The sequence below is a fragment of the Bradyrhizobium sp. Cp5.3 genome (genome assembly GCF_000426265.1).
GTDB lineage: Bacteria > Pseudomonadota > Alphaproteobacteria > Rhizobiales > Xanthobacteraceae > Bradyrhizobium > Bradyrhizobium neotropicale.
The window spans coordinates 550,219-574,701 of record NZ_AUFA01000001.1 but is presented as its reverse complement, the minus strand read 5'-3'; the positions used below and the strand labels follow the sequence as shown (position 1 = coordinate 574,701).

General features: G+C 64.4%; 22 protein-coding genes. 6 read left to right on the top strand and 16 right to left on the bottom strand.

Features of this window, described 5'->3' with window-relative positions; genetic code table 11:
- Positions 1 to 630: 630 nt before the first annotated feature.
- Complete coding sequence (locus K289_RS0102645; RefSeq protein WP_027550048.1) at positions 631 to 1,632, bottom strand: D-glycerate dehydrogenase; 1,002 nt, start codon at positions 1,630 to 1,632, stop codon at positions 631 to 633.
- 323 nt (positions 1,633 to 1,955) lie between these two features.
- Between K289_RS0102645 and K289_RS0102640 the strand changes: the two genes are divergently transcribed.
- Positions 1,956 to 2,486, top strand: a complete 531-nt coding sequence (locus K289_RS0102640; RefSeq protein WP_027550047.1) for an SH3 domain-containing protein — start codon at positions 1,956 to 1,958, stop codon at positions 2,484 to 2,486.
- Positions 2,487 to 2,575: 89 nt separating this feature from the next.
- On the opposite strand, the gene irrA is transcribed toward K289_RS0102640, so the two are convergent.
- Positions 2,576 to 3,067, bottom strand: a complete 492-nt coding sequence (irrA, locus tag K289_RS0102635; RefSeq protein WP_027550046.1) for an iron response transcriptional regulator IrrA — start codon at positions 3,065 to 3,067, stop codon at positions 2,576 to 2,578.
- A 355-nt stretch (positions 3,068 to 3,422) separates the two neighbouring features.
- Between irrA and fabA the strand changes: the two genes are divergently transcribed.
- The 3 genes from fabA to fabI all read left to right on the top strand — a co-directional run bounded on the left by fabA (position 3,423) and on the right by fabI (position 6,160).
- A complete protein-coding gene (gene fabA, locus K289_RS0102630; RefSeq protein WP_027550045.1) occupies positions 3,423 to 3,944 on the top strand; it encodes a 3-hydroxyacyl-[acyl-carrier-protein] dehydratase FabA in 522 nt (173 codons plus the stop codon).
- 40 nt (positions 3,945 to 3,984) lie between these two features.
- Positions 3,985 to 5,208, top strand: a complete 1,224-nt coding sequence (fabB, locus tag K289_RS0102625; protein ID WP_027550044.1) for a beta-ketoacyl-ACP synthase I — start codon at positions 3,985 to 3,987, stop codon at positions 5,206 to 5,208.
- 151 nt (positions 5,209 to 5,359) lie between these two features.
- On the top strand, positions 5,360 to 6,160 hold the full coding sequence (gene fabI / locus K289_RS0102620) for an enoyl-ACP reductase FabI (RefSeq protein WP_027550043.1): 801 nt from the start codon (positions 5,360 to 5,362) through the stop codon (positions 6,158 to 6,160).
- A 119-nt stretch (positions 6,161 to 6,279) separates the two neighbouring features.
- On the opposite strand, the gene K289_RS0102615 is transcribed toward fabI, so the two are convergent.
- From K289_RS0102615 to K289_RS0102605, 3 genes are all read right to left on the bottom strand, one after another.
- Positions 6,280 to 6,876: a glutathione S-transferase family protein gene (locus K289_RS0102615; RefSeq protein ID WP_027550042.1), complete on the bottom strand. Its 597-nt coding sequence runs from the start codon at positions 6,874 to 6,876 to the stop codon at positions 6,280 to 6,282.
- A complete protein-coding gene (locus tag K289_RS0102610; protein WP_027550041.1) occupies positions 6,873 to 7,337 on the bottom strand; it encodes a GNAT family N-acetyltransferase in 465 nt (154 codons plus the stop codon). Before K289_RS0102610 ends, K289_RS0102615 begins: the two co-directional genes overlap by 4 nt.
- 102 nt (positions 7,338 to 7,439) lie before the next feature.
- Entirely contained in the window at positions 7,440 to 8,366 is a 927-nt protein-coding gene (locus K289_RS0102605; RefSeq protein WP_027550040.1) for a hydrogen peroxide-inducible genes activator, read from the bottom strand.
- 114 nt (positions 8,367 to 8,480) lie between these two features.
- On the opposite strand from K289_RS0102605, the gene katG reads away from it, so the two are divergent.
- Positions 8,481 to 10,649, top strand: coding sequence for a catalase/peroxidase HPI (gene katG / locus K289_RS0102600; RefSeq protein ID WP_027550039.1), 2,169 nt, complete (start codon positions 8,481 to 8,483; stop codon positions 10,647 to 10,649).
- Between the two features lie 118 nt (positions 10,650 to 10,767).
- On the opposite strand, the gene pnp is transcribed toward katG, so the two are convergent.
- The 9 genes from pnp to rimP all read right to left on the bottom strand — a co-directional run bounded on the left by pnp (position 10,768) and on the right by rimP (position 21,126).
- Positions 10,768 to 12,930: a polyribonucleotide nucleotidyltransferase gene (gene pnp / locus K289_RS0102595; RefSeq protein WP_027550038.1), complete on the bottom strand. Its 2,163-nt coding sequence runs from the start codon at positions 12,928 to 12,930 to the stop codon at positions 10,768 to 10,770.
- A 91-nt stretch (positions 12,931 to 13,021) separates the two neighbouring features.
- Positions 13,022 to 13,207: a hypothetical protein gene (locus K289_RS52080; RefSeq protein WP_145928052.1), complete on the bottom strand. Its 186-nt coding sequence runs from the start codon at positions 13,205 to 13,207 to the stop codon at positions 13,022 to 13,024.
- A gap of 111 nt (positions 13,208 to 13,318) precedes the next feature.
- A complete protein-coding gene (gene rpsO, locus K289_RS0102585; protein ID WP_027550036.1) occupies positions 13,319 to 13,588 on the bottom strand; it encodes a 30S ribosomal protein S15 in 270 nt (89 codons plus the stop codon).
- Between the two features lie 2 nt (positions 13,589 to 13,590).
- Complete coding sequence (gene truB / locus K289_RS0102580; protein WP_027550035.1) at positions 13,591 to 14,709, bottom strand: tRNA pseudouridine(55) synthase TruB; 1,119 nt, start codon at positions 14,707 to 14,709, stop codon at positions 13,591 to 13,593.
- The gene (rbfA, locus tag K289_RS0102575; protein WP_027550034.1) at positions 14,706 to 15,137 is read right to left on the bottom strand and encodes a 30S ribosome-binding factor RbfA; all 432 of its coding nucleotides are present in this window, start codon (positions 15,135 to 15,137) and stop codon (positions 14,706 to 14,708) included. The genes truB and rbfA overlap by 4 nt, the downstream gene beginning before the upstream one ends.
- A 156-nt stretch (positions 15,138 to 15,293) precedes the next feature.
- Positions 15,294 to 17,981, bottom strand: coding sequence for a translation initiation factor IF-2 (gene infB, locus K289_RS0102570; protein ID WP_027550033.1), 2,688 nt, complete (start codon positions 17,979 to 17,981; stop codon positions 15,294 to 15,296).
- A 69-nt stretch (positions 17,982 to 18,050) separates the two neighbouring features.
- A complete protein-coding gene (locus K289_RS0102565; RefSeq protein WP_027550032.1) occupies positions 18,051 to 18,734 on the bottom strand; it encodes an RNA-binding protein in 684 nt (227 codons plus the stop codon).
- A gap of 23 nt (positions 18,735 to 18,757) precedes the next feature.
- Positions 18,758 to 20,368 carry a transcription termination factor NusA gene (nusA, locus tag K289_RS0102560; RefSeq protein ID WP_027550031.1) on the bottom strand — a complete coding sequence of 537 codons (1,611 nt, stop codon included), beginning with the start codon at positions 20,366 to 20,368 and terminating at the stop codon, positions 18,758 to 18,760.
- 2 nt (positions 20,369 to 20,370) lie between these two features.
- A complete protein-coding gene (gene rimP / locus K289_RS0102555) occupies positions 20,371 to 21,126 on the bottom strand; it encodes a ribosome maturation factor RimP (RefSeq protein ID WP_027550030.1) in 756 nt (251 codons plus the stop codon).
- Positions 21,127 to 21,497: 371 nt separating this feature from the next.
- Here rimP and K289_RS0102550 point away from each other — a divergent pair, with 371 nt between their 5' ends.
- Complete coding sequence (locus tag K289_RS0102550; RefSeq protein WP_027550029.1) at positions 21,498 to 22,580, top strand: DUF2336 domain-containing protein; 1,083 nt, start codon at positions 21,498 to 21,500, stop codon at positions 22,578 to 22,580.
- On the opposite strand, the gene K289_RS0102545 is transcribed toward K289_RS0102550, so the two are convergent.
- The gene (locus tag K289_RS0102545; protein ID WP_027550028.1) at positions 22,577 to 23,290 is read right to left on the bottom strand and encodes a tRNA (guanine(46)-N(7))-methyltransferase TrmB; all 714 of its coding nucleotides are present in this window, start codon (positions 23,288 to 23,290) and stop codon (positions 22,577 to 22,579) included. The genes K289_RS0102550 and K289_RS0102545 overlap by 4 nt on opposite strands.
- Positions 23,287 to 24,444, bottom strand: coding sequence for a M20 family metallopeptidase (locus K289_RS0102540; protein ID WP_027550027.1), 1,158 nt, complete (start codon positions 24,442 to 24,444; stop codon positions 23,287 to 23,289). Before K289_RS0102540 ends, K289_RS0102545 begins: the two co-directional genes overlap by 4 nt.
- Positions 24,445 to 24,483 lie beyond the last annotated feature (39 nt).

The window sequence follows — 24,483 nt, the reverse complement described above, 5'->3', positions numbered from 1 at the left end:
AGCGCGTGCCTGATGCGACATCGGGCGGGAAGGCTTTTGCCAGCGCCGGCGCCAGGGGCCGCCAGCGCGGCGTGCCTTCATCGATTTCGCGGACTGGCGCAAGCAGGAGCGGCGCGCGACAGGCAGAAGCCGAGGTCCTTAAAACACGGAATAGAATAGCTGATCCGGTCGAGGCAGCTTAACTATTAAGCTTGGCAGTTCGATCAAATGCTGAGGCCAAAAAGGGATCCGGAATTCGCTTTGATCTTCGACCCAATTCTGGGGTCCTTGAAAGCGCCACGTAGCTCACAGCCGAACACTGAAATCCTCTAAAAAGACGGGACATCTTTATGCCGTCTAGGTTCAGCACCGTCCCGCGGAAGAACATTCGATGTGCCAGTAGTTCGACGAAGGCTCAAAGAATGAGGAAGCAAGGATGTTACCTCGTCTTCATGTTCAGAGACAGTAGCTTCGCCCGGCTCTATTTCGATGCGCCCTTCCAATCGGTCGGCGATCCATTGATCGCCACCTTCTAGCGCCCTGTAGTGCGAGAGGCTGCCAATCTTGACAGTTCCGTCATTAAGAACCGCGCCTGCATGCGAGGCGTGAAGGAATTTGTAGACTCCTTTGACCATGAGTGAGTCGTATCACTCAGAGCATGCTCGGCAGCACGCGATCCGGCGGCTTGTGCGCGTCGAGGAAGGTGCGGATGTTGATGATCACCTTCTCGCCCATCTCGACGCGGCCTTCGATCGTGGCCGAGCCCATATGCGGCAACAACGTCACCTTGCCGGCCTTGGCGAGTCGCACCAGCTTCGGATTGACCGCGGGCTCGTGCTCGTAGACGTCGAGGCCGGCGCCGCCGATCTCGCCGGCTTCGATCAGCTTGATCAGCGTGTCCTCGTCCGTCACCTCGCCGCGCGCGGTGTTGACGATGTAGGCGTCTTTCCGGATCAGCTTCAGCCGCCGCGCCGAGAGCAGATGATACGTCGCCGGCGTGTGCGGGCAGTTCACCGAGATGATATCCATTCGCGCCAGCATCTGGTCGAGGCTTTCCCAATAGGTCGCACCTAGCTCTTCGGCGATCTTCGGGGCGACGGGCCGGCGGTTGTGATAGTGGATCTGCAAGCCGAAGGCGCGGGCACGGCGCGCCACGGCCTGGCCGATGCGGCCCATGCCGACGATGCCGAGACGTTTTCCTCCGATGCGGTGTCCGAGCATCCAGGTCGGCGACCAGCCCGCCCAGGGTTTGCCTTCCGTCAGAATCGAGGCGCCTTCGATCAGCCGGCGCGGCACCGCCAGGATCAGCGCCATGGTCATGTCGGCGGTGTCCTCGGTCAGAACTTTTGGCGTGTTAGTGACGGTGATGCCGCGCGCATGCGCGGCCTCGACGTCGATATTGTCGACGCCGTTGCCGAAATTGGCGATCAGGCGCAGCTTGCAATCGGGCTGATTGACGACATCGGCGGTAATCTGATCGGTGACCGTCGGGACCAGCACGTCGGCCGTGCGCGCCGCTTCCGCGATCTGATCCGGCGACATCGGCGTGTCGTCCAGATTGATCCGCGCATCGAACAGCTCGCGCATCCGCGTCTCGATCGAGTCCGGCAGCTTGCGGGTGACGACGACGAGGGGCTTTTTCTTCACCGACATGTCCTGCTCTCATGAGACATTGCGGCCCGCCTCCATCATGAAAGGCTGGCCGTTGAGGCCTCATTAACCCGGTTGTTCGACACTGCCCTTGCCGCGTCGTCCCCGGCGTTTCCTTCAAGCTCTCCCGATATTTCCGGCCGGAAAATCGGGACAAACTGGTTGTTCAAGTGCCCGTCCTCTCTAGCAGAAGGCCGGGCCAAGACAAGAACCACGGATCCGGCTTCGGGAACACCCGCGTGGGGCGGGAGAGAGGGCGTACGGCAGAGTTTTGGACTTTGGGGTGAGGGCTCGGCTCGGCGGGGTCTTCAACAGGAGACGGGTTGATGGCGTTGGGGCGTTTTTGTTCGGTGTTGGCGCTCGTTTGCACCTGGTTGAGCGCCTCGGTCAGCCCCGGGCATTCGGCGAAGGACAATACCGTCCAGACCACCAGCGGCCTGCCGGTGCCCCGCTATGTCAGCCTCAAATCGGATCACGTGAACGTCCGCGCCGGCCCGACCAAGGACAATGACGTCGCCTGGGTCTACACCCGCGCAGGCCTGCCGGTCGAAATCACCGCCGAATTCGAGAATTGGCGCCGGGTGCGCGATTCCGAAGGCGCCGAAGGCTGGGTCTATCACTCGCTGCTGTCGGGCCGCCGCACTGCGGTCGTCACCATGAAGCATAAGGACGACCTCGCGCCGATCTACGACCGGGCCGATGCCGACAGCGCGGTTGCAGCAAAGCTCCAGGTCGGCGTCGTCGCGCAGGTGAAGAAGTGCACCGCAAACTGGTGTCACATCATCGGCAATGGCTTTGACGGCTGGATTCAGCAGGAACGCCTCTGGGGCGTCTATTCCGACGAGCAGGTGAACTGACGCGCACCGCCCCCGGAAATGACGGCGCAAAACGAAAATGGCCGGGACAAGCCCGGCCACGACGGTCTCAGATCGATTTCAGAGAAATCTCAGCGCTTCTTGCGCAGGCGCACGACCATGTCGATGCGCGAGATCTCGTAGCCCTCGGGCACCTCCGGCATCTTGGACAGCGCCAGATGCGGGTCCTCGATGTCGACCAGCTCATGGCTGTTCTCGAGGTAATAATGGTGGTGCGTCGTCACGTTGGTGTCGAAATAGGTCTTGGTGCCGTCGACGCTGACCTGGCGGAGCAGGCCGGCATCGGTGAGCTGATTCAGTGTGTTGTAGACGGTTGCGAGCGACACCGGGACCTTGGCCAGGGTCGCTTCCTCGTAGAGCATTTCAGCCGTCAGGTGGCGCGCACCCTTGCCGAACAGCAGCCAGCCGAGCGCCATCCGCTGGCGGGTCGGGCGCAGGCCGGCAGCCTGGAGCATTTCGTTGACGTCGTGCCACGGGCAGCCGGTCAGGGCCGGCTGGCGTCCGGCCAGGAGCGCCGCGGAATGGGCGTCGTCGTCGTGATGGGGCGCGTTATTCTCGCTCATTTCCAATTTCGGGCACGCGTGGACACTTATCTCCCTGCAATATATGGACGGATAGATGCAGATGCAAGTTTCTCGCAACTAGAGTGGTTCTAATCAAGCGGGGAACCGGGCGAGCATCCCGTCATTTTACCTTCATGAGAGCGCTTGGCTACCCGAAAAGGCCTGTGTTAGAGAGCGCGCGGTTCCGCTTAACCGGTTTTGGTGCAGCCAGGGCATTGAGGCCCGGCCTGCAGTCCATTCGGGCTCTTGGTATTCGCGCCAGACGAACGGCTATGGGCGTTGCTTTCCGAGCAAGACGGGACCCATTTTCGCCAAAAAACGCCGCTCAATCGGCATTTTGAACAGAGGCTTCCGCATGCTGAACAGGCGCAACGGTTACGAATATGAGGATTTGCTGGCATGTGCCCGCGGCGAGATGTTCGGCCCGGGCAATGCCCAGCTGCCACTGCCTCCGATGCTGATGTTCGACCGCATCACGGAAATCAGCGACACCGGCGGCGAATTCGGCAAGGGGCTGGTGCGCGCCGAGCTCGACGTGAAGCCTGATCTCTGGTTTTTCGGCTGCCACTTCAAGAATGACCCGGTCATGCCGGGTTGCCTCGGGCTGGACGCACTGTGGCAGATGGTCGGCTTCTATCTAGGCTGGGTCGGCGGCGAAGGCCGCGGCCGGGCGCTGGGCCTGAGCGAGCTGAAGTTCGGCGGCCAGGTGCTGCCCGAGGCGCGCAAGGTTGTGTACAACGTCGACATCAAGCGCGTGATGCGGTCAAAGCTGGTGCTGGGTATCGCCGACGGGTGGCTTTCGGTTGATGACCAGATTATCTATCGCGCCAAGGATCTGAAGGTCGGCCTGTTCAAGCAAGGCACGACGCTGGGCTAAGGCATATCACGAAGAAGACAACGATTTAGGCGAGGCTGTCATGAGGCGGGTTGTGGTCACCGGGATGGGCATCGTCTCGTCCATCGGAAACAACACCCAGGAAGTGCTTGCGAGCCTTCACGAGGCGAAGTCGGGCATCTCGCGGGCTGAGAAGTATGCCGAACTCGGCTTCCGTTCGCAGGTGCAGGGTGCGCCGACGATTGATCCTGCGACGGTCGTCGACCGCCGTGCGATGCGCTTCCTCGGCCAGGGTGCCGCATGGAATCACATCGCGATGGAACAGGCGATCCAGGATTCCGGACTTGGGCCTGACGAAGTCTCCAACATCCGCACCGGCATCATCATGGGTTCCGGCGGTCCGTCTGCCCGCACGATCGTCGAATCCGCCGACATCACCCGCACCAAGGGACCGAAGCGCGTCGGACCCTTTGCAGTGCCGAAGGCGATGTCGTCGACGGCCTCTGCGACACTCGCGACTTGGTTCAAGATCAAGGGCGTGAACTATTCGATCTCTTCGGCCTGCGCGACCTCGAACCACTGCGTCGGCAATGCCTATGAGACGATCCAGATCGGCAAGCAGGACGTGATCTTCGCCGGCGGCTGCGAGGAGCTCGACTGGTCGCTCTCGGTGCTGTTCGACGCCATGGGCGCGATGTCGTCCAAGTACAACGACACGCCCGCCACCGCTTCACGCCCCTACGACGTCAACCGCGACGGCTTCGTCATCGCCGGCGGCGCCGGCGTGCTGGTGCTGGAAGAGCTCGAGCACGCCAAGGCGCGCGGCGCGCGCATTTACGGCGAGATCGTCGGCTATGGCGCGACGTCCGACGGCTATGACATGGTCGCGCCCTCCGGCGAAGGCGCCGAGCGCTGCATGCGCATGGCGATGTCGACGGTGAAGACCAAGGTCGACTACATCAATCCGCACGCCACGTCGACGCCGGCCGGCGATCCGCCGGAGATCGAGGCGCTGCGAAGGGTGTTCGGAAGTGGCGAGAAGTGCCCGCCGATCTCGGCGACCAAGGCGCTGACCGGCCATTCGCTGGGTGCGACCGGCGTGCAGGAGGCGATCTATTCGCTGCTGATGATGAACAACGGCTTCATCTGCGAGAGCGCGCACATCCAGGAGCTCGATCCGGTGTTCGCCGACATGCCGATCGTGCGCAAGCGCATCGACAACGCCAAGATCGGCACCGTGCTGTCGAACTCCTTCGGCTTCGGCGGCACCAATGCCACGCTGGTGTTCAGCCGGCTGGATGTGTGATCTCGGATTTTGTCATGCCCCGCGAAGGCGGGGCATCCAGTCCGCCGCGGCCTCTCGATCAAGCACGACCGTCTCTGGGATACTGGATCGCCCGCCCCAGTGCGCAATTGCGCACAAGGCGGGCGATGACCTCCGAATAGTGGGAGCCATGATGCAGGAATTGATGAAGGGCAAGCGCGGTCTGATCATGGGCATTGCCAATGATCATTCGATCGCCTGGGGCATGGCGAGGACGCTGCATGCCCATGGCGCCGAGCTTGCCTTCACCTTCCAGGGCGAGGCCCTCGGCAAGCGCGTCAAGCCGCTGGCGGAATCGCTTGGCGTTGATCTGGTCCTGCCCTGTGACGTCGAGGACATCGCCAGCGTCGATGCGACGTTCGATGCGCTGCGCGCGAAATGGGGCCGGCTCGATTTCGTGATCCACGCGATCGGTTTCGCCGACAAGAACGAGCTGAAGGGCCGCTACGCCGACACCAGCCGCGAGAATTTTTCGCGCACCATGGTGATCTCCTGCTTCTCGTTCACGGAAGTGGCCAAGCGTGCCGCCGAACTGATGACGGAGGGCGGCAGCATGATCACGCTGACCTTCGGCGCCTCGGAGCGCGCGATGCCGAATTACAACGTGATGGGCGTGGCCAAGGCGGCGCTGGAAGCCTCCGTGCGCTATCTCGCCGCCGATTTCGGACCGCGCGGCATCCGCGTCAACGCGATCTCCGCCGGCCCCATCCGCACGCTCGCCGGCTCCGGCATCGGCGAGGCGCGCGCGATGTTTGCGTTCATGCAAAAGCATTCGCCGCTTCGCCGCGGCGTCACGCTCGACGAGCTCGGCGGCTCGGCGCTCTATCTCTTGTCGGACCTCTCCGGCGGCGTGACCGGCGAGATCCACTACGTCGATTCCGGCTACAACATCGTCCTGATGCCGAAGCCGGAGGATCTGAAGGCCTCGGAATAGGCACCTTCCGTTGTAGGGAGGGCAAAGCGAAGCGTGCCCATCACTTGTAGCGCGATCGCGGAGGCATGGTGGGCACGGTGCGAGCGCCTTTGCCCACCCTACAAACCTTGGTTCGCAGGTCACCCCGCCGCGATCTTTTCCGCGCGCTGGAACGCCGGTCGCGCCATGCAGCGCGCGATGTAGGCGTCGAAGGCCGGGCGCGACGGCACCATCTTGAACAGGCGTACGGCGAAGTTCAGGCCCGAGCCGATCGTGATGTCGGCGGCGGAAAAATCCTCGCCGAGAATCCACGGCCCCTTTTCGAGCGCGGCTTCCAGCACGTCGAAGACCTGCGTCGCGCTGCCCCAGGCGGCGGTCGAGGTCGGCACCTCGATCTTGGTGAAGATCTGGATGATGGCCGGCTCGATGCAGCTTGGCGAGAAGAACAGCCATTGCAGATATCGCGCGCGCCGCGGATCAGTCACGGGTGGGGCCAGCTTCGTCTGGGGATAGCGGTCGGCAATGTAGGCGCAGATCGCGGCAGCTTCGCCGAGCGCGGCATCGCCGTCGGCGAGCGCTGGGACCTTGCCCATCGGATTGACCTTGAGGAAATTCGGCGCCTTCTGCGCTCCGGTCGTGATGTCGGTCAGCACGCGCTCATAGAGCAGGCCGCTTTCTTCCATCAGCCAGATCGCGGAGAAGGAGCGGGAGCGAGGCGACCAGTAGAGCTTGATCATGATGTATTTCCTTTGTTCTTCCACCGATAATACTTCATCATGAAGCCGTTCGACGGCTCGATCTCTTCCTTCTCGAACACAAAGCCCTCGCGCTCGTACCAGCGCCAGGCTTTTTCGTTCTCGCGCACGCAGCGCAGATACATTTCATCCGGCATTTGCGTGCGCGTGAAGGCGAGCAACTTGCGGCCGAGCGATTGACCCTGATAGGCGGGCGCAACGAAAAGCATGTCGAGATATTGCTTTGGCACGTGCAGCGCCAGCATCGCGGCGATCGTGCCGCCATCATCGGCGACAAACAGGCTCCAGCCGTTCTCGATCTCGCGCCGGACACGCGCGCGCAAATTCGCGAGCAGGAAGGCGCTGGCCTCGGCGAGTCCCGTCGAGACCCAGCTCTCCATCCACACGCGTCCGACCTCGTCATATTCATCCGCGCGCGCGGGACGGATGATCGGATCCGGCATCGTCTGCTCTCCGCTTTCGATCATGCCCGATGCGGGCGCCGCATCGGACCTTACACGCACGATTCCGGCGGTTGGGAGAAAATTCCCGCGAGCGGAAGCCGCTCAGGCCCGCGCACTGCGCGGGGTTTGCCGCGCGCGTGTCTTGCCGGCCGACAGGCAGACCACCTCGGATATTTGCAGCAATTGGCGCGCCAGCGGGCTGGTCTTGCGCCAGACCATGCCGATGGTGCGCGACGGTTGCGGGTCACGGAACGGTGCGACCGAGACGGAGGCCGATCGGGTCTCCACCGGCACGGCCATCTCCGGAATCAAGGTGACGCCGATGCCGGCGCTCACCATCTGGACCAGCGTCGACAGCGAATTCGCATCCAGCATTTCCCGCGGCGGTGCCGATTGCATGTTGCAGAACGACAGTGCCTGATCGCGGAAGCAATGTCCCTCCTCGAGCAGCAACAGCCGCATCTCCCGCATCATCTCCCGCGACGGGACGGGTGTTCCCTCATCCGCGCCCGGCCGGACCAGCAGGAATTTCTCCTCGAACAGAGCAACTTCGGTCAGTGAGGGTTCGGACACCGGCAGCGCGACGATGGCAGTGTCGAGCCGGCCTTCCACCAGCTCCTGAATCAGCCGCGGCGTCATGGTCTCGCGCACGCGGATGTCGAGCTCGGGATGCATGCGCGTGAGATTCTTGGTGATCTTGGGCAGGAGGTAGGGCGCAATCGTCGGAATCATGCCGATGCGCAGGCGGCCCGCGAAACGGTCCTGCGAGGCCCGCGCGAAGTCGCCGAGCTCATCGACCGAGCGCAAAATGTCGCGGACGCGCTGCGCCAGCTCTTCGCCAAACCGGGTCAGCGCAACCTGGCGGGCGCTGCGCTCCAGCAGCAGGCCGCCGAGGGCCTCCTCGAGTTCCTTGATCTGCATCGATAAAGCGGGCTGCGAGATGGAACAGGCCTCTGCCGCGCGCCCGAAATGGCCGTGGCGCGCCAGCGCGTCGAAATACCGGAGCTGGCGCAGCGTCACGTTTATCATCAGAAAATCCTATCGCAGCGATCATTAAAGTCAACTTTACCTGATGGGGGGCGCAGCTTAGAGTGCTTCTACCTGGTAATGGGCGAAGTCTGACCGCCACCAGAGGAGGTATTCATGGATGACACTTCGAAGTGCCCGTTTTCGGGCGGAAAACGCACGCCGGCGAACAGCGACTGGTGGCCGACCCAGCTCAGCATCGAGATGCTGCACAAGAATTCCGACCTGTCCGATCCGATGGGCAAGGAGTTCGATTACGCCAAGGAGTTCAAGTCGCTCGACCTGAACGCGGTCATCAAGGACCTGACCGCCCTGATGACGGATTCGCAGGAATGGTGGCCCGCAGATTTCGGCCATTACGGCGGCCTCATGATCCGCATGGCCTGGCATAGCGCGGGCACCTATCGCATCACCGACGGCCGGGGTGGCGCCGGTGCCGGACAGCAGCGCTTCGCGCCGCTCAACAGCTGGCCCGACAACGCCAACCTCGACAAGGCGCGCCGGCTGCTGTGGCCGATCAAGCAGAAGTACGGCCGCAAGATTTCCTGGGCCGACCTGATGGTGCTCGCGGGCAACGTCGCGCTGGAGTCGATGGGCTTCAAGACCTTCGGCTTCGCCGGCGGACGCGCCGACGTCTGGGAGCCCGAAGAGCTTTACTGGGGTCCCGAAGGCACGTGGCTGGGCGATGAGCGCTACAGCGGCGAGCGCCAGCTCGCCGAGCCGCTCGGCGCGGTGCAGATGGGCCTGATCTACGTCAATCCGGAAGGGCCGAACGGCAAGCCGGATCCGATCGCCGCGGCGAAGGACATTCGCGAGACCTTCTTCCGCATGGCGATGAACGACGAAGAGACCGTCGCGCTGATCGCCGGCGGCCATACCTTCGGCAAGACCCACGGTGCGGGCGATCCGTCGCTGGTCGGGCCGGAGCCGGAAGCGGGTGCGCTCGAAGAGCAGGGCCTCGGCTGGAAGAGCAAGCACGGCACCGGCGTCGGCGCCGACGCGATCACCGGCGGCCCGGAGGTCACCTGGACGCAGACCCCGACCAAGTGGAGCAACCACTTCTTCGAGAACCTGTTCAAGTATGAGTGGGAGCTGACGAAGAGCCCGGCGGGCGCGCAGCAGTGGAAGGCCAAGGGCGCCGACGCGTCCATTCCGGACGCGTTCGACAAGTCCAAGAAGCATGTGCCGACCATGCTGACGACCGACCTCTCGCTGCGGTTCGATCCGGCCTATGAGAAGATCTCGCGTCGCTTCTACGAGCATCCGGATCAGTTCGCGGACGCCTTCGCCCGCGCCTGGTTCAAGCTGACCCATCGTGACATGGGCCCGATCCAGCGCTATCTCGGCCCGCTGGTGCCGAAGGAGACGCTGATCTGGCAGGATCCGGTTCCGGCCGTGAATCACGAGCTGGTCAGCGATCAGGACATCGCCTCGCTGAAGACGAAGATCCTGGCCTCGGGTCTGTCGGTGTCGGAGCTGGTCTCGACCGCCTGGGCGTCGGCTTCGACGTTCCGCGGCTCGGACAAGCGCGGCGGCGCCAACGGCGCGCGCATCCGGCTTAGCCCGCAGAAGGACTGGGAGGTGAACCAGCCGGCCCAGCTCTCGAAGGTCCTCGGCAAGCTCGAAGCGATCCAGAAGGAGTTCAACGGTTCGGCAGGTGCGAAGAAGGTCTCGCTCGCCGACCTGATCGTCCTCGGCGGCACTGCCGCGGTCGAGAAGGCCGCGAAGGACGCCGGCGTCGACGTGAAGGTCTCCTTCACGCCGGGCCGCATGGATGCTTCGCAGGAGCAGACCGATGCAGCTTCGTTCGCGCCGCTGGAGCCGCGGGCCGATGGTTTCCGCAACTACATCGGCAAGAAGCATCAGTTCCTGATGCCCGAGGAAGCGCTCGTCGATCGCGCGCAGCTGCTCAGGCTCACCGGCCCCGAACTGACCGTGCTCGTCGGCGGCTTGCGCGTGCTCGGTACCAATGCGGACGGTTCGAAGAACGGCGTTTTCACGGCGAAGCCGGGGACGCTGACCAACGACTTCTTCGTCAACCTGCTCGACATGAGCACGCAGTGGGCACAGGCCGGCGCTGACGGCACCTATGAAGGCCGCGACCGCAAGACCAATGCGGTCAAGTGGACCGGCACGCGCGCCGATCTGATCTTCGGCTCGCACTCGCAGCTCCGCGCCTTCGCCGAGGTCTATGCCTCGTCGGACGCGAAGCAGCAGTTCGTCAAGGACTTCGCCAAGGCCTGGACCAAGGTGATGAACCTCGACCGGTTCGACATCGCGGCGTGAGGTCTTGCTTCACCTCTCCCGCGAGCGGGAGAGGGGGCGCAGATCGCTTGGAGCAAGCGACAAACAAAAAGGGCGGCCGAAAGGCCGCCCTTCGTGTTTCTGATGTAGGTGGCGAGACTTACTCGCCGGCCGCTTCGCGCGGGGGCTGCTGGCCGTCGGCCGGCTTGTCCTTGGCCTCGAGATCCTCGCCGGTGGTCTGGTCGACGACCTTCATCGACAGCCGGGTCTTGCCGCGATCGTCGAAGCCGAGCAGCTTGACCTTGACCTTGTCGCCTTCCTTGACGACGTCGCTGGTCTTCTGCACGCGGTTGGCCGCAAGCTGGCTGATGTGGACGAGGCCGTCCTTGGAGCCGAAGAAGTTCACGAAGGCGCCGAACTCCATCACCTTGACGACGGTGCCGTCATAGATCTGGCCGACTTCGGGCTCGGACGCGATCGACTTGATCCACTTGATCGCGGCCTTCATCGCCTCGCCGTCGCTGGAAGCGACCTTCACGGTGCCGTCGTCCTCGATGTTGACCTTGGCGCCGGTCTTCTCGACGATCTCGCGGATCACCTTGCCGCCGGTGCCGATCACTTCGCGGATCTTGTCGGTCGGGATCTTGAAGGTCTCGATGCGCGGCGCGTATTCGCCGAGCTCGGCGCGCGCAGCGGTCAGAGCCTTCGCCATCTCGCCGAGGATGTGGATGCGGCCGTCCTTGGCCTGGCCAAGCGCGACCCGCATGATCTCCTCGGTGATGCCCTCGATCTTGATGTCCATCTGGAGCGAGGTGATGCCCTGGTCGGTGCCGGCGACCTTGAAGTCCATGTCGCCGAGATGATCCTCGTCACCGAGGATGTCCGACAGAACCGCAAAGCGCTTGTCCTCGAGGATCAGGCCCATCGCGATGCCCGCGGTCGGCCGCTTCAACGGCACGCCGGCGTCCATCAGCGCGAGCGAGGCGCCGCAGACCGAAGCCATCGAGGACGAGCCGTTGGACTCGGTGATCTCCGAGACCACGCGGATCGTGTAGGGGAACTCGTGGTGCGGCGGCAGCACGGGGTGGATCGCGCGCCAGGCGAGCTTGCCGTGGCCGATCTCGCGGCGCTTGGTGCCGCCGAGGCGGCCGGTCTCACCGACCGAGTAGGGCGGGAAGTTGTAGTGCAGTAGGAACGTTTCCTTGTACGTTCCCGACAGCGCGTCGATGTACTGCTCGTCCTCGCCGGTGCCGAGCGTGGTCACGACCATCGCCTGGGTCTCACCGCGGGTGAACAGCGCCGAGCCGTGGGCGCGAGGCAGCACGCCGACCTCGGCGAGGATGTTGCGGACGGTCTTGGAGTCGCGGCCGTCGATGCGCTTGCCGGTGTCGAGAATGTTCCAGCGGACGATCTTGGCTTCCAGCTCCTTGAACACGCCGGCGACACGGAGCTTGTCGTATTTCGGCTCCTGGCCCTCCGGGAAGTAGTGGGCCATCACCTTTTCCTTGGCGACGCCGACCGCGGCATAGCGCTCCTGCTTGACCGGGATCGCATAGGCAGCGCGCAGCTCCTGCTCGATCAGGCCGAGCATTTCCTTTTCGATCGCCGAATTGTCGATCACGGTGACCTCGCGCGGCTCCTTGGCGGCCTTCTCGGCGAGTTCGATGATCGCGTTGATGACCGGCTGGAAGTGGCGGTGACCGAACATCACGGCGCCGAGCATCACGTCTTCGTTGAGCTCCTTGGCTTCCGATTCCACCATCAGCACGGCGTCGGCGGTGCCGGCAACGACGAGGTCGAGCTGGGTATCGACCATCTCGTCGAGCGTCGGGTTGAGGACGAATTCGTCATTGGCAAAGCCGACGCGGGCCGCACCGATCGGGCCCTTGAAGGGCGCGCCGGACAGCGTCAGGGCGGCGGACGCCGCGACCATCGCAACGATATCGGGATCGTTTTCCATGTCGTGCGACAGCACGGTGACGATCACCTGGGTCTCGTTGCGCCAGCCGTCGACGAACAGCGGGCGGATCGGGCGGTCGATCAGGCGGGAGACCAGCGTCTCCTTCTCGGTCGGACGGCCCTCGCGCTTGAAATAGCCGCCGGGAATGCGGCCGGCTGCATAGGCCTTCTCCTGATAGTCGACGGTCAGCGGCAGGAAGTCGACGCCTTCGCGCGGCGCCTTCGCCGCGACGACGGTGGCGAGCACCACGGTCTCGCCATAGGTCGCGAGCACGGCGCCGTCGGCCTGGCGTGCGATCTTGCCGGTTTCAAGCTTGAGAGGGCGTCCACCCCAGTCGATCTCGACTGAATGCTTATTGAACATAGAGGTCTTCTTTCATGGGTTCTCGAAAGAGGAACGGCCCGAAAAACAAAAACCATGCGCAAGATTGCGGGACGCTGATCGAAGCGGGCGATCAGCGTCCTGCGATCCTGCCATGGTTTTTAGATTTCGGATGGCGTCCATCCTTTCGGGTCATACGGGCACCTTGCCCGTTGCGCCCAGCCGCCGGATTGCTGCTGGACTGGTCAGTCGGCATGAACGTGAAGTCTTCGAACACCGTACCGCGGCCTTCGAACATCATGCCCCGGATGCGAATCATCTTGGGCTCGCACCCGACATACGCGTGAGCCTCGATCAAAAACCTTGAAATAAAGTGCTTTCGCTCGAAACCACGCGCAAAAACGCGCGCCAGTGGCGCGCGCAGGAACACTTAGCGACGAATGTTGTGCTTCTCGAGCAGCGCCTTGTACCGCGCCTCGTCCTTCTTCTTCAGATAGTCGAGGAGCGAACGGCGGGTCGACACGAGCTTCAAGAGGCCGCGGCGCGAATGGTTGTCCTTCACGTGGGTCTTGAAATGGTTCGTGAGGTTGTTGATGCGTTCCGAAAGGATCGCGACCTGAACCTCGGGCGAGCCGGTGTCGCCGGCTTTGGTGGCATTCGTCTTGATGACTTCCGCTTTGCGATCTGCGGCAATCGACATCGTCAATTTCTCTCGTTGCGACCGGGGCTGGCAGTCAGGCCGGTCAGGTTGAACACACGCTTGGGGATGATTTCGCCATTGCCGACTTCGGCAAGCGCGAGAAGCCGGCCTGCCACCGTGACATAGACTGTGCCGCTACAATTGGGCGCATCCCGTCCGCGCAACAAAACGGCTTGGCCCCGATGGAGCCTTGCCGCATCAGCCCGAGTGACGGCCAGTGCCGGGATGTCGTCCAGCGCGGTCTCAACGGGCAAAAGCGCGTCGGCGAGGCTGCCCTCGCCGGACGCGGCTCTATCGCACAAAGCCTCCAACTGATCCAGCGGAATCATGTCGTTCTCGCCAAATGGGCCAACCAGGGTCCGCCGCAGCGCGCAGATATGGCCGTAAGTGCCGAGAATTCGGCCCATATCGCGGGCAAGGGCGCGGACATAGGTGCCCTTGCCGCATTCGGCCTCGAATACCGCCCGATCATTATCTGGTTGATCTACAAGGGATAAATGGTGAATCTCGACCGGGCGGGGGGCCAACTCCACGACCTCGCCGTCGCGGGCGAGGTCATAGGCGCGCTCGCCCTGCACCTTGATGGCGGAATAGCGCGGCGGGACCTGCTCGATCACCCCGGTGAAGCGGGGCAGGAGCGCCTCGATGGCCTCCCGGGTTGGGCGCTGGTCGGAGGTCGTGGTCACCCGGCCCTCGATGTCGTCGGTGTCGCGCTCCTCGCCCCAGCACACGGTGAAGCGGTAGCGCTTGCGGCCGTCCATCACGAAGGGAACCGTCTTGGTGGCCTCGCCGAGCGCGATCGGCAGACCGCCGGAGGCGAGCGGATCGAGCGTGCCGGCGTGGCCGGCGCGCTTGGCCTGGAACAGGCGCTTGAGCACGGCGACAGCCTGGGTCGAGGTCATGCCGATCGGCTTGTCGAGCACGACCCAGCCGTGGACGTCGCGCCGGTCGCGGCGCGGCTGGTTGCCCTTCTGCTGCTTGGCGCGCGGATCGTTGTTGACGCGGCGCGGCTCCTGGTGCGGCTGCGTGTCGCCGCCGACTCCTGCAAAATTATTCTTCTGCACGTCGCGTGTATCGGGCTCTTCGCTGCCGATCGTGCCGTGAGCCGGGTCCATCATCATTGTTCTTCTTCCCGATCCGTATCCGGATCCTGTTCCAAATCTCTTTGCACCGCAGGTGTTCGCAATAGCTTCTCGATCCGTTCCGCTTCGTCGAATCGCTCGTCGACGCGGAAACGAATGTCAGGTGCAAATTTCAGGTTAACGCGCCGCGCGACCTCGCCGCGCAGGAATTTCTTGTTGCGCTCGAGCGCAGCGATCACGACCTCGGTGTCGCGGCCACCGAGCGGCATCACGTAGATTGTCGCGAGCTTCAGGTCAGGCGACATCCGTACCTCCGGCACGGTGATGATGTGACCTTCGAGGTCCGCATCATGCGCACTGCCTTGCGCCAGAATATCGGCCATCGCATGGCGAACCTGCTCGCCGACGCGCAACTGCCGCTGCGAGCCGCCGGGTGCGGAACTCTTTTTCTGATGATGCCGGGGCATTCTCGAAAATCACCTCGCCCTGCCCGTGTTTGGGACACGGGCATTGTCATTTGTCCTGCTGCAACGAATGAGGCGCGGATGGCCGGAAAAATCCGGCCATCCGCACTCCCACAATTTCAATTCAAAAAGATCCGAGCGCTTCGGTAAGATTTGGACTTACAGGGAGCGCTGGATCGTCTCCACTCGATAACACTCGATCACGTCGCCCACGCGCATGTCGTGGTAGCTCTCGAAGGCCATGCCGCATTCCTGGCCGGCCTGGACTTCCTTCACTTCGTCCTTGAAGCGCTTCAGTGTCGACAGCTTGCCTTCGTGCACGACGACGTTGTCGCGGATCAGGCGCACATTGGCGCCGCGTTCCACGGTACCGTCGGTGACGCGGCAGCCGGCGACCTTGCCGACCTTGGAGATGTTGAAGATCTCCAGGATCTCGGCATTGCCCAGCATGGTCTCGCGCAGGGTCGGCGCGAGCAGGCCGCTCATCGCCTTCTTCACGTCATCCACGAGGTCGTAGATGATGTTGTAGTAGCGGATCTCGATGCCGTTGCGCTTGGCGGCCGCGGCCGCCTCCTTGTTGGCGCGAACCGAGAAGCCGATGATCGCGGCGTTGAAGCCTTCCGCGAGCGTCACGTCGGATTCCGAGATGCCGCCGACACCGGCATGCAGGATACGGGCTGCGACTTCGTCGGTGCCGAGCTTCTCCAGCGAGCCGAGGATCGCTTCCAGCGAGCCCTGCACGTCGGCCTTGACGATCAGCGGGAATTCCTTGCGGCCCGCCGTCTTCAACTGCGACATCATCTGCTCAAGCGAGCCGCGCATGCCGGAGATAGAGGCCGCGGCGTTCTCGCGCTTCTGGTGCGCACGGTAGCTGGTGATCTGGCGGGCGCGGGCTTCGTTCTCGACCACCGCGAGGCGATCGCCGGCCTCGGGCGGGCCGTTGAAGCCGAGCACCTCGACCGGCACCGAGGGACCGGCCTCCTGAACCGTCTCGCCCTGGTCCGAGATCAGCGCGCGGACGCGGCCCATCTCGGCGCCGGCGACGATGATGTCGCCGACACGAAGCGTGCCGCGCTGAACCAGCACGGTCGCGACCGGGCCGCGGCCGCGGTCGAGCTTGGCCTCGATCACGGTGCCTTCGGCCGGGCGGTGCGAATTGGTCTTCAGGTCGAGGATTTCGGCCTGCAGTGCGATCATCTCGAGCAGCTTGTCGAGATTGGTCTTGTTCTTGGCGGACACCTCGACGTCGACGACTTCGCCGCCGAACGATTCGACCTGCACCTCGTGCTGGAGCAGCTCGGTGCGCACGCGCTCCGGCTTGGCGTCCGGCTTGTCGATCTTGTTGATGGCAACGATGATCGGCACGCGCGCCGCCTTGGCGTGGTTGATGGCTTCGACCGTCTGCGGCATCACGCCGTCATCGGCCGCAACCACCAGCACGACGATGTCGGTCACCTTGGCGCCGCGAGCGCGCATCGCGGTGAACGCGGCGTGGCCGGGCGTGTCGATGAAGGTGATCTTCTTGCCGGTTTCGGGCGATGACACCTGATAGGCGCCGATATGCTGAGTGATGCCGCCGGCTTCGCCCGAGACCACATTGGCGTGACGGAGCGCGTCGAGCAGCGAGGTCTTGCCGTGGTCGACGTGGCCCATCACGGTCACGACCGGCGAACGCGGCTCGGTATCGGTGGAATCATCGACGGTGTCGAACAGGCCCTCTTCGACGTCGGAGGCGGCGACGCGCTTCACGGTGTGGCCGAGTTCTTCGGCGATGAGCTGCGCGGTGTCGGCGTCGATCACGTCGGTGATCTTGTGCATCGCGCCCTGCTTCATCAGCATGCGGATGACGTCGACCGCGCGCTCGGACATGCGGTTGGCGAGTTCCTGGATGGTGATGGCTTCCGGGATCGTCACCTCGCGGATGAGCTTTTCCTTCGGCTCGTTCGAGGCATGGCCCTTCAGGCGCTGGGTGCGGCGGCGGAACGAGGCGATCGAGCGCTCGCGCACGTCGTCGGCGTTGAGCGCGGTGACGACGGTCAGGCGGCCGCGCTCCTTCTGCGGGCCGGGCTTGTGGGTGGTCTTGGGGGCTGCCGCAGGACGCGCGGCGCCGCCGGGACCGCGACGGATCTGGCGCGGACCCTCATCCTCGTCCGGTCCGGCCGCGACCGCGGGTGCGCGACCTGCGGGGCCAGCCGGCCGCTGTGTGGTCGTCGCGGGCCGGGCCGCGGAGGCCGTCGGCCGCGCGGTGGTCGTTGCGGGGCGTGGCGCCGGAGCGGCCGGTGCAGCCGTCCCGGTACGTGCGGCCGATTGCGGCTGCTCGCCTTCGCCGAAACGCTTCTTGGCCTCGGTCTCAGCCTTGCGCTTGGCTTCGTCCTCGTGACGGTGGCGCTCTTCCTCGGCCTTGCGGCGGGCTTCGGCGGCTTCGCGCTCGGCGCGTTCGGCGGCCTCGCGGACGGCGCGGCGCTGGGCCTCTTCCTCGGCCTGGCGGCGTTCCTCGACTTCGCGCAGCTTGGCGTCGGCCAGCGCGCTGGCGCGGGCGGAGCGCTCATCCTCGGTCAGGGTGCGCAGCACTACGCCGGAACCGGCGTTGCGCGGCTGGGCGGGCGGCGGAGCCGGGCGCGACGGAGCGGGCGCGGCCGGCGCCGGCTTCGCAACGACCTCAGCAGCCTGCGGTTCGGGGCCAGTGTCGCCGATGCGGCGCTTGCCGCGCTTTTCGACCACGACCTGCTTGCTCCGGCCATGGCTGAAGCTCTGGCGCACGGTGCCCGTCTCGACGCGCGGCTTGAGCGATAGCGTCTTGCTCGGAACGCTCAGCTTCTTGTCGCCAGGGGTCTTGGTATCAACCATTCAGTAGTCCCAATCTTGATCTTGTTAACGTTGTGCGTTGCCGCACCATCGTCCGGTTTGTCGTTGTCTTCAGAAATCCTGGCCGTGATTTTCGGCAGTCTTGTCATCGTCCGCCAGCCGGTATCGGACCAGCATCTGGCTACGTGACAGGAATGTCCTGCTCGCCGGGCCCGCGAGCAGCGCAGCATGTATCACATTTGACCGGGTAAGTGCCAAATCCAATTCTGCCGATTTCAATGCGGTAACGATGGGAATCGGCGGCTTGGTGCCGCGATTCCCGTCATTTTGCCGTGCCAGCGTGTCTAATTTGCGGATTCCGTCCGGGGCCCCGTCGCTGGCATGGATCAGGACCTCGACCGTGCCCTCCCGCAAGGCGCTTTCGACCTTGCCAAAACCGGCCACCACCTGGCCCGCTTTGGCGGAAATCGCGAGCGCTTCGGCCACGCTCCGAACCAGGAGCGTCTCGGTGTCGAGCGGGAGCGTCGGAGGAATGCGCAGGTCGCGCTTGAAGGCTTTGCTAAATTGGTGACGGCGAACGGCTTCCGCAACCGCCTTGCGCGATGCGGTGATCCACATGCCCCGTCCGGGCAGCTTGCGCTTGAGATCGGGAACTATGTCGCCCTGGGGTGATACGACGAAGCGGATCAGTTCGTCGATCGGGCGGACCTCGCGGCTGACCACGCACATCCGCATGGTCGCGGACCTTTCGGTCCGCGGTCCATGGTCGAGTTCGGGGTCAGAATGAGCGAGCATCCGGGCGACATCTCCTGTTGCCCTTAAGCCGGCTGATCTTCGGTCGCCTCAGCCTCTTCGGCGGGCTTCGCAAGGTCGGCCTCGGTGATCCAGCCGGCCTTGACGCGGGCCTGCATGATCATGGCTTCGGCATCGTCGCGGGAGATGTCGATGCCGTCGAGCGCGCCCGGATATTTGGTGGACTCGCCACCTTCCTTGCGCTCGGTCCAGCCGACCAGGTCGTCGGTGGCGCAGCCGGCGAGATCCTCGACGGTCTTGATGTCGTTCTCGCCGAACTTCACCAGCATCTTCGAGGTCACGCCCGGCACGTCCTTGAGCGCGTCCTCGACACCGAGTTCCTTGCGACGGGCTTCGAGCTCGGCTTCCTGCTGCTCGAGATATTCGCGCGCCCGGTTCTGGAGCTCCTGCGCGGTCTCCTCGTCGAAACCTTCGATGCCGGCGAGTTCCTTGACTTCCACCATGGCGAGCTCCTCGACCGAGGTGAAGCCTTCGGACGCCAGCAGCTGGCCGACCACCTCGTCGACATTGAGCGATTCCATGAAGACGCGGGTGGAGTTCTCGAAATCGGCCTGGCGGCGCTCCGATTCCTCCTGCTCGGTCAGGATGTCGATGTCCCAGCCGGTGAGCTGCGAGGCGAGACGGACGTTCTGGCCGCGGCGGCCGATCGCCAGCGACAGCTGGTTGTTGGTATCGGGAACCACGACCTCGATGCGCTCGCGGTCCTCGTCGATGACGACCTTGGACACTTCGGCCGGCGCCAGCGCGTTGACCACGAAGGTCGCGATATCGGGCGACCAGGGAATGATGTCGATCTTCTCGCCCTGCAGCTCGTTCACCACAGCCTGCACGCGCGAGCCACGCATACCGACGCAGGCGCCGACCGGATCGACCGACGAATCGCGGGAAATCACGCCGATTTTCGCGCGCGAGCCGGGGTCGCGGGCCACCGCCTTGATCTCGACGATGCCGTCATAGATTTCCGGCACTTCCTGCGCGAACAGCTTCGCCATGAACTGCGGGTGGGTGCGGGAGAGGAAGATCTGCGGACCGCGGGTCTCGCGACGCACGTCGAAAATATAGGCGCGGACGCGGTCACCGTTGCGGAAGACCTCGCGCGGCAGCATCTCGTCGCGGCGGATGATGGCTTCGCCACGGCCGAGATCGACGATCACGCTGCCATATTCGACGCGCTTGACGACGCCGTTGACGATGTCGCCGATGCGATCCTTGAATTCCTGATATTGCCGGTCGCGCTCGGCCTCGCGCACCTTCTGCACGATCACCTGCTTGGCCGACTGGGCGGCGATGCGGCCGTACTCGAGCGGCGGCAGGGTGTCGGCAATGGTATCGCCGACCTGGGCGCCGGGATTGGCGCGCTGCGCGTCCGTCAGCGAAATCTGGTTGGAATGGTTTTCGACCTTCTCGACCACCAGCATGTGGCGCGACAGACGGAGCTCGCCCTTCTTCGGGTCGATTTCGGCGTGAACGTCAGTCTCGCTGCCGTAACGGGCGCGCGCCGCCTTCGCGATGGCGTCCTCCATCGCGGCGATGACGATGCTGCGGTCGATCGATTTCTCGCGCGCAACGGCGTCGGCGATCTGGAGCAGTTCGAGTCGATTGGCGCTGACTGCCATGGCTAGTCTCCTTCGTCAGGCTCGATTTCGCCGCGCCGCGCGCGTTCTGCGGCAAGGCGATGTTGCTTGGTGTTCTTCGGTGCCGGCTTTTTCTTCGGCTTTGTGTTCTTTGTCGTCTTCTCGCTGATCTTCGCATGCGGGGCCTGCGGCGGCTCCAGCCCGAGATTGCGACGCATCTCGCGCGCCTCGGCCTTGCCGCGGCGCATGGACTCCGCGATCAGCTCGTCGGTCAGCACCAGCCGTGCGTCGCCGATATCCTCCATCACCAGGAGAACCTCGGCCTCGTCGCCGGCCTTGACGTCGTCGCGCTTAATCCGCACGCGATCGCCTTCGACGCCGGCCAGCGTGCCGCGGAAGCGCTTTCGTCCCTCATGGGCGACCGCCATTTCGATCCTGACGAGATGCCCCGTATACCGCTCGAAATCGGTGCGCCGCACCAGCGGCCGGTCGATTCCCGGCGAGGAGATTTCCAGCCGATAGGCGCGATCGATGGGGTCGGCGACGTCGAGCACGGGCGACAGCGCCCGCGAGATCGCCTCGCAATCCTCGAGCTGCATCGAACCGTCGGGACGTTCGGCCATGATCTGCACGGTGCAGCCGGCCTCGCCGGAAATCCGGATCCGCACCAAGCGGTAGCCCATGCCCTCGAGCACCGGGCCTGCGATCGCCGACACCCGTGCCGCCACGCCCGGCTCGACCACAAGCCGCGGCTCGGCCAGCAACTCGGCATCCGTGGAACCAGGGTTCGGTTCGGTCATATTCAGGGTCAAGGCGCTCGATGGTTAAGGCTTGGTTACAACGCTTCAGAGGCTGCTTCGATACGTCCTCGGCTCCGACAAGCCGTCGGGCCGCTCTTCTTCCGCCAAGCCGCGCTCAGGTAATAAAAAAGAGCGGGTCCTTTCGGGCCCACCCTCACTACGCGGATCGTATGAGAAGATTAAGTTGGTGCTGATATAGCGCTTTCCACCCCCCCGGACAAGGCCCATCGCAGCCGGCGGTTGGCTTTTTGCGTCCGGTTTGCCTGCTCCCAGCGCAACGCTTCCTTCATCAAGGGGGCCTAAATTCGCCGATCGTGGGGCGGCTTGAGCCTATGGCGCACCCGCGGCGTGCCAGATTCGAGTTGCGTTCCATGACCGTTGCCACGTCGCTCATCCCCGGACTGGACGATATCGTCAAACGCGGCGATCCGCGGCGTCGCGGCGAGGTGGCGCGCGCCATCGCCGAATTGTTCTTCCAGGATTCCGCAAAGCTCCGCCCCGACCTCGTTGCGCTGTTCGACGATCTCCTGATCGACCTCGTCCCGCATGCCGAGCTTGCCTCGCGCGTCGATCTCGCCGAGCGCTTCTCGAGGCTCAACAACGCGCCGCGCCATCTGGTGAGGCAGCTCGCCCGCGAGAACGAGATCATGGTGGCCGGTCCGGTGCTGCGCCGCTCGCCCGTGCTCGACGAAGCCGCACTGATCGAAATCGCGCGGCTGAAGGGGCAGGGCCACCTGCTGGCGATGACGGAGCGGCCGACCTTGTCGACGAAGGTCACCGACGTGCTGGTCGAGCGCGGTGATCGCGAGGTGGTTCGTCGCGCCGCCGGCAATGCCGGTGCGGTGTTCTCGCCGGGCAGCTACTCCGAGCTGGTCAAGCGTGCCTCGCAGGACGGCGTGCTGACGCTCAAGCTCGGTCAACGCGAGGATCTCTCGGGCGACCATCTGAAGGAGCTTCTCGACGGCACGCTCGACGTCATTCGCCGCCGCCTGTCCAGCGTGGTCAATCCGGTTCGCCAGGTCGAGATCAAGCGCGCCATGACTGCGATCGAGGAAGCGGCGCTGCCGCCCGGACCGCGGCGCGATTTTTCGGCGGCGCAGCGCACCGTGCTCACCCTGCAGCGCGAGGGGCATCTCGGCGAGAGCGCGCTGCTCGGCTTCGCCAAGGCGCACAAATACGAGGAATCGATCGCCGCGCTCTCCGCGATGTCAGGCCTCAGGCTCGCGACCCTCGATCGCCTGATCGGAGGCGACCGCTATGATCCGATTCTGATCGTTGGCCGTGTCTTGAATCTCGGTTGGCCGACCGTGCGCGCGCTCATCCTGCTGTGGTACGGCCCATCTCGCGCGCCGGCCGACGCCGACATCGAAGCCGCCCGCACCAACTTCACGCGCCTGATGCCCTCGACCGCCGAGCGCGTCGTGACTTTCTGGCGCAACCGGCAGACGGTCTAGAGCCTCCGAAACCGCAGATACGCCGCCTTGCGTCCCTCGCGTGCGGCCTTCCTGCCGTAACGGGTCATGGTGTAGCCGACCCAGGGCAGGCGGAAATCATCGGCGCGCTCCGCGAGCCATTGGAAGTCCGGCGAGCGTGCGAGATGCGACAGCGTCCAGGCGCAGTAATCGTCGATGTCGCAGACGAAGCGGAATTCACCGCCGGCCTTCAGCACGCGCGCCATCGCCGCGATGCTCTTGTCCTGGACGAAGCGTCGCTTCCAGTGTCGCCGTTTCGGCCAGGGGTCGGGATGGATCAGGTCGATCCGCGACAGCGATGCTGGCGGCAGCCAGGCGAGCAGCTCGGCGGCATCGCCCGCGAACAGGCGGATGTTGCCGATGTTGCCGGCCTCGATCTGCGCGAGGATTTTCGCCATGCCGTTGACATAGGGCTCGCAGCCGATGAAGCCGGTCGCGGGAAAGAGCTGGGCTTCCGCCGCGAGATGCTCGCCGCCGCCAAAGCCGATCTCGAGCCTGAGATCGCTCGCGGCCGGATCGAAGATCTCGACGACATTTGCGGGCGCTTCGCTCTCGATGTCGAGCGCCAGATGCGGCAGCAAATTGTCGACGAGGTCGGCCTGGTGCTGCCTGAGCTTGTGGCCCTTGCGGCGTCCGAAGAAGGCGCGCTCGTTGTCTTCAGTGCGGCGCGGGTGCAGCTTGTCGTCGTTCATTGCAGCGTCTGATAAAGCCGATAGAGCAGCCGCGCGCGCGGCTCGAGCGACGAGATGTAGAGCTGCTCATAATGAGTGTGGGCGCCCTTGCCGTCGACGCCGAGGCCGTCGAGCGTGCCGGTGTGCGCGGCGGTGAAATTGCCGTCGGAGCCGCCGCCGGTGTGGACGTCGATCAGCTCGAGGCCGAGCTCGGCGGCGAGCGTCTTCGCGTGCTCGAACAGCGCGGCGCCCGAATTGCTCTTCTCGTACGGCGGACGATTGAGGTCGCCGGTGACCTCAACGGTGACGCCGTCGGTTTTCGACTTCAGTCCGAGAATCTTGCCGACGAATTCCTCCGCATCGGCGAAGCTGGGGACGCGCAGATCGACTTCAGCATAGGCCTCTTCCGGCGTCACGTTGGGTCGCGTGCCGCCGCGCACCACGCCGACATTGACGGTGACGCCGCGCTTGAGATCGTTCATTCCTTCGAGCGCCTGGATGACGTTGGCGAGCTCGCGGATGGCGCTGCGGCCGTCTTCGGGCCGTGTGCCGGCATGTGCGGGCACGCCCCTGATGAACACCTCGAACCGCCCGACGCCCTTGCGTCCGGTGACGATCTTGCCGCCGTCGCGCGCCGGCTCCGTCACCAGCACGTATTTGGCCTTGCGCCCTTCCTGCTCGATCAACGCGCGCGAGGTGGGGCTGCCGATCTCCTCGTCGGAGGTGAACATGTGGGTGATGCCGAGCGGCGAACGGTCCGCGGTGGCGCACAGCGCGCGAAAGGCGTGATGGGCGATGTAGGCGCCGCCCTTCATGTCGTAGATGCCGGGACCGAAGGCGCTGTCGCCTTCGATCCTGAAAGGCAGCCGCTCAATGAATCCCATGGGATGAACGGTGTCGAGATGACTGAGCACCAGGATACCCGGCTGGTCCTGGCCCCACGTCGAGCGGACCACGAGGTGGTCGCCACAGCCGTCGACGCCGGCAACCCGTTCGATCGTCGCCGGCAGATCGCGATAGTGATCCGCGACCAGCGAGACCAGCTTGTTGACCTGTTCAGGCGTGTCCGTCGGCGTCTCGATCTCCACCCAGCGGCGGATGCCATCGAGAATAGTTTGGGAATCGAACCAATTGGAGCTCGCCATGGAAACATCTGAGCCTTTGAGCCGCATCATCGCAAGAGGACACGCCTAAAGCGCGGCCGCAAATGACGA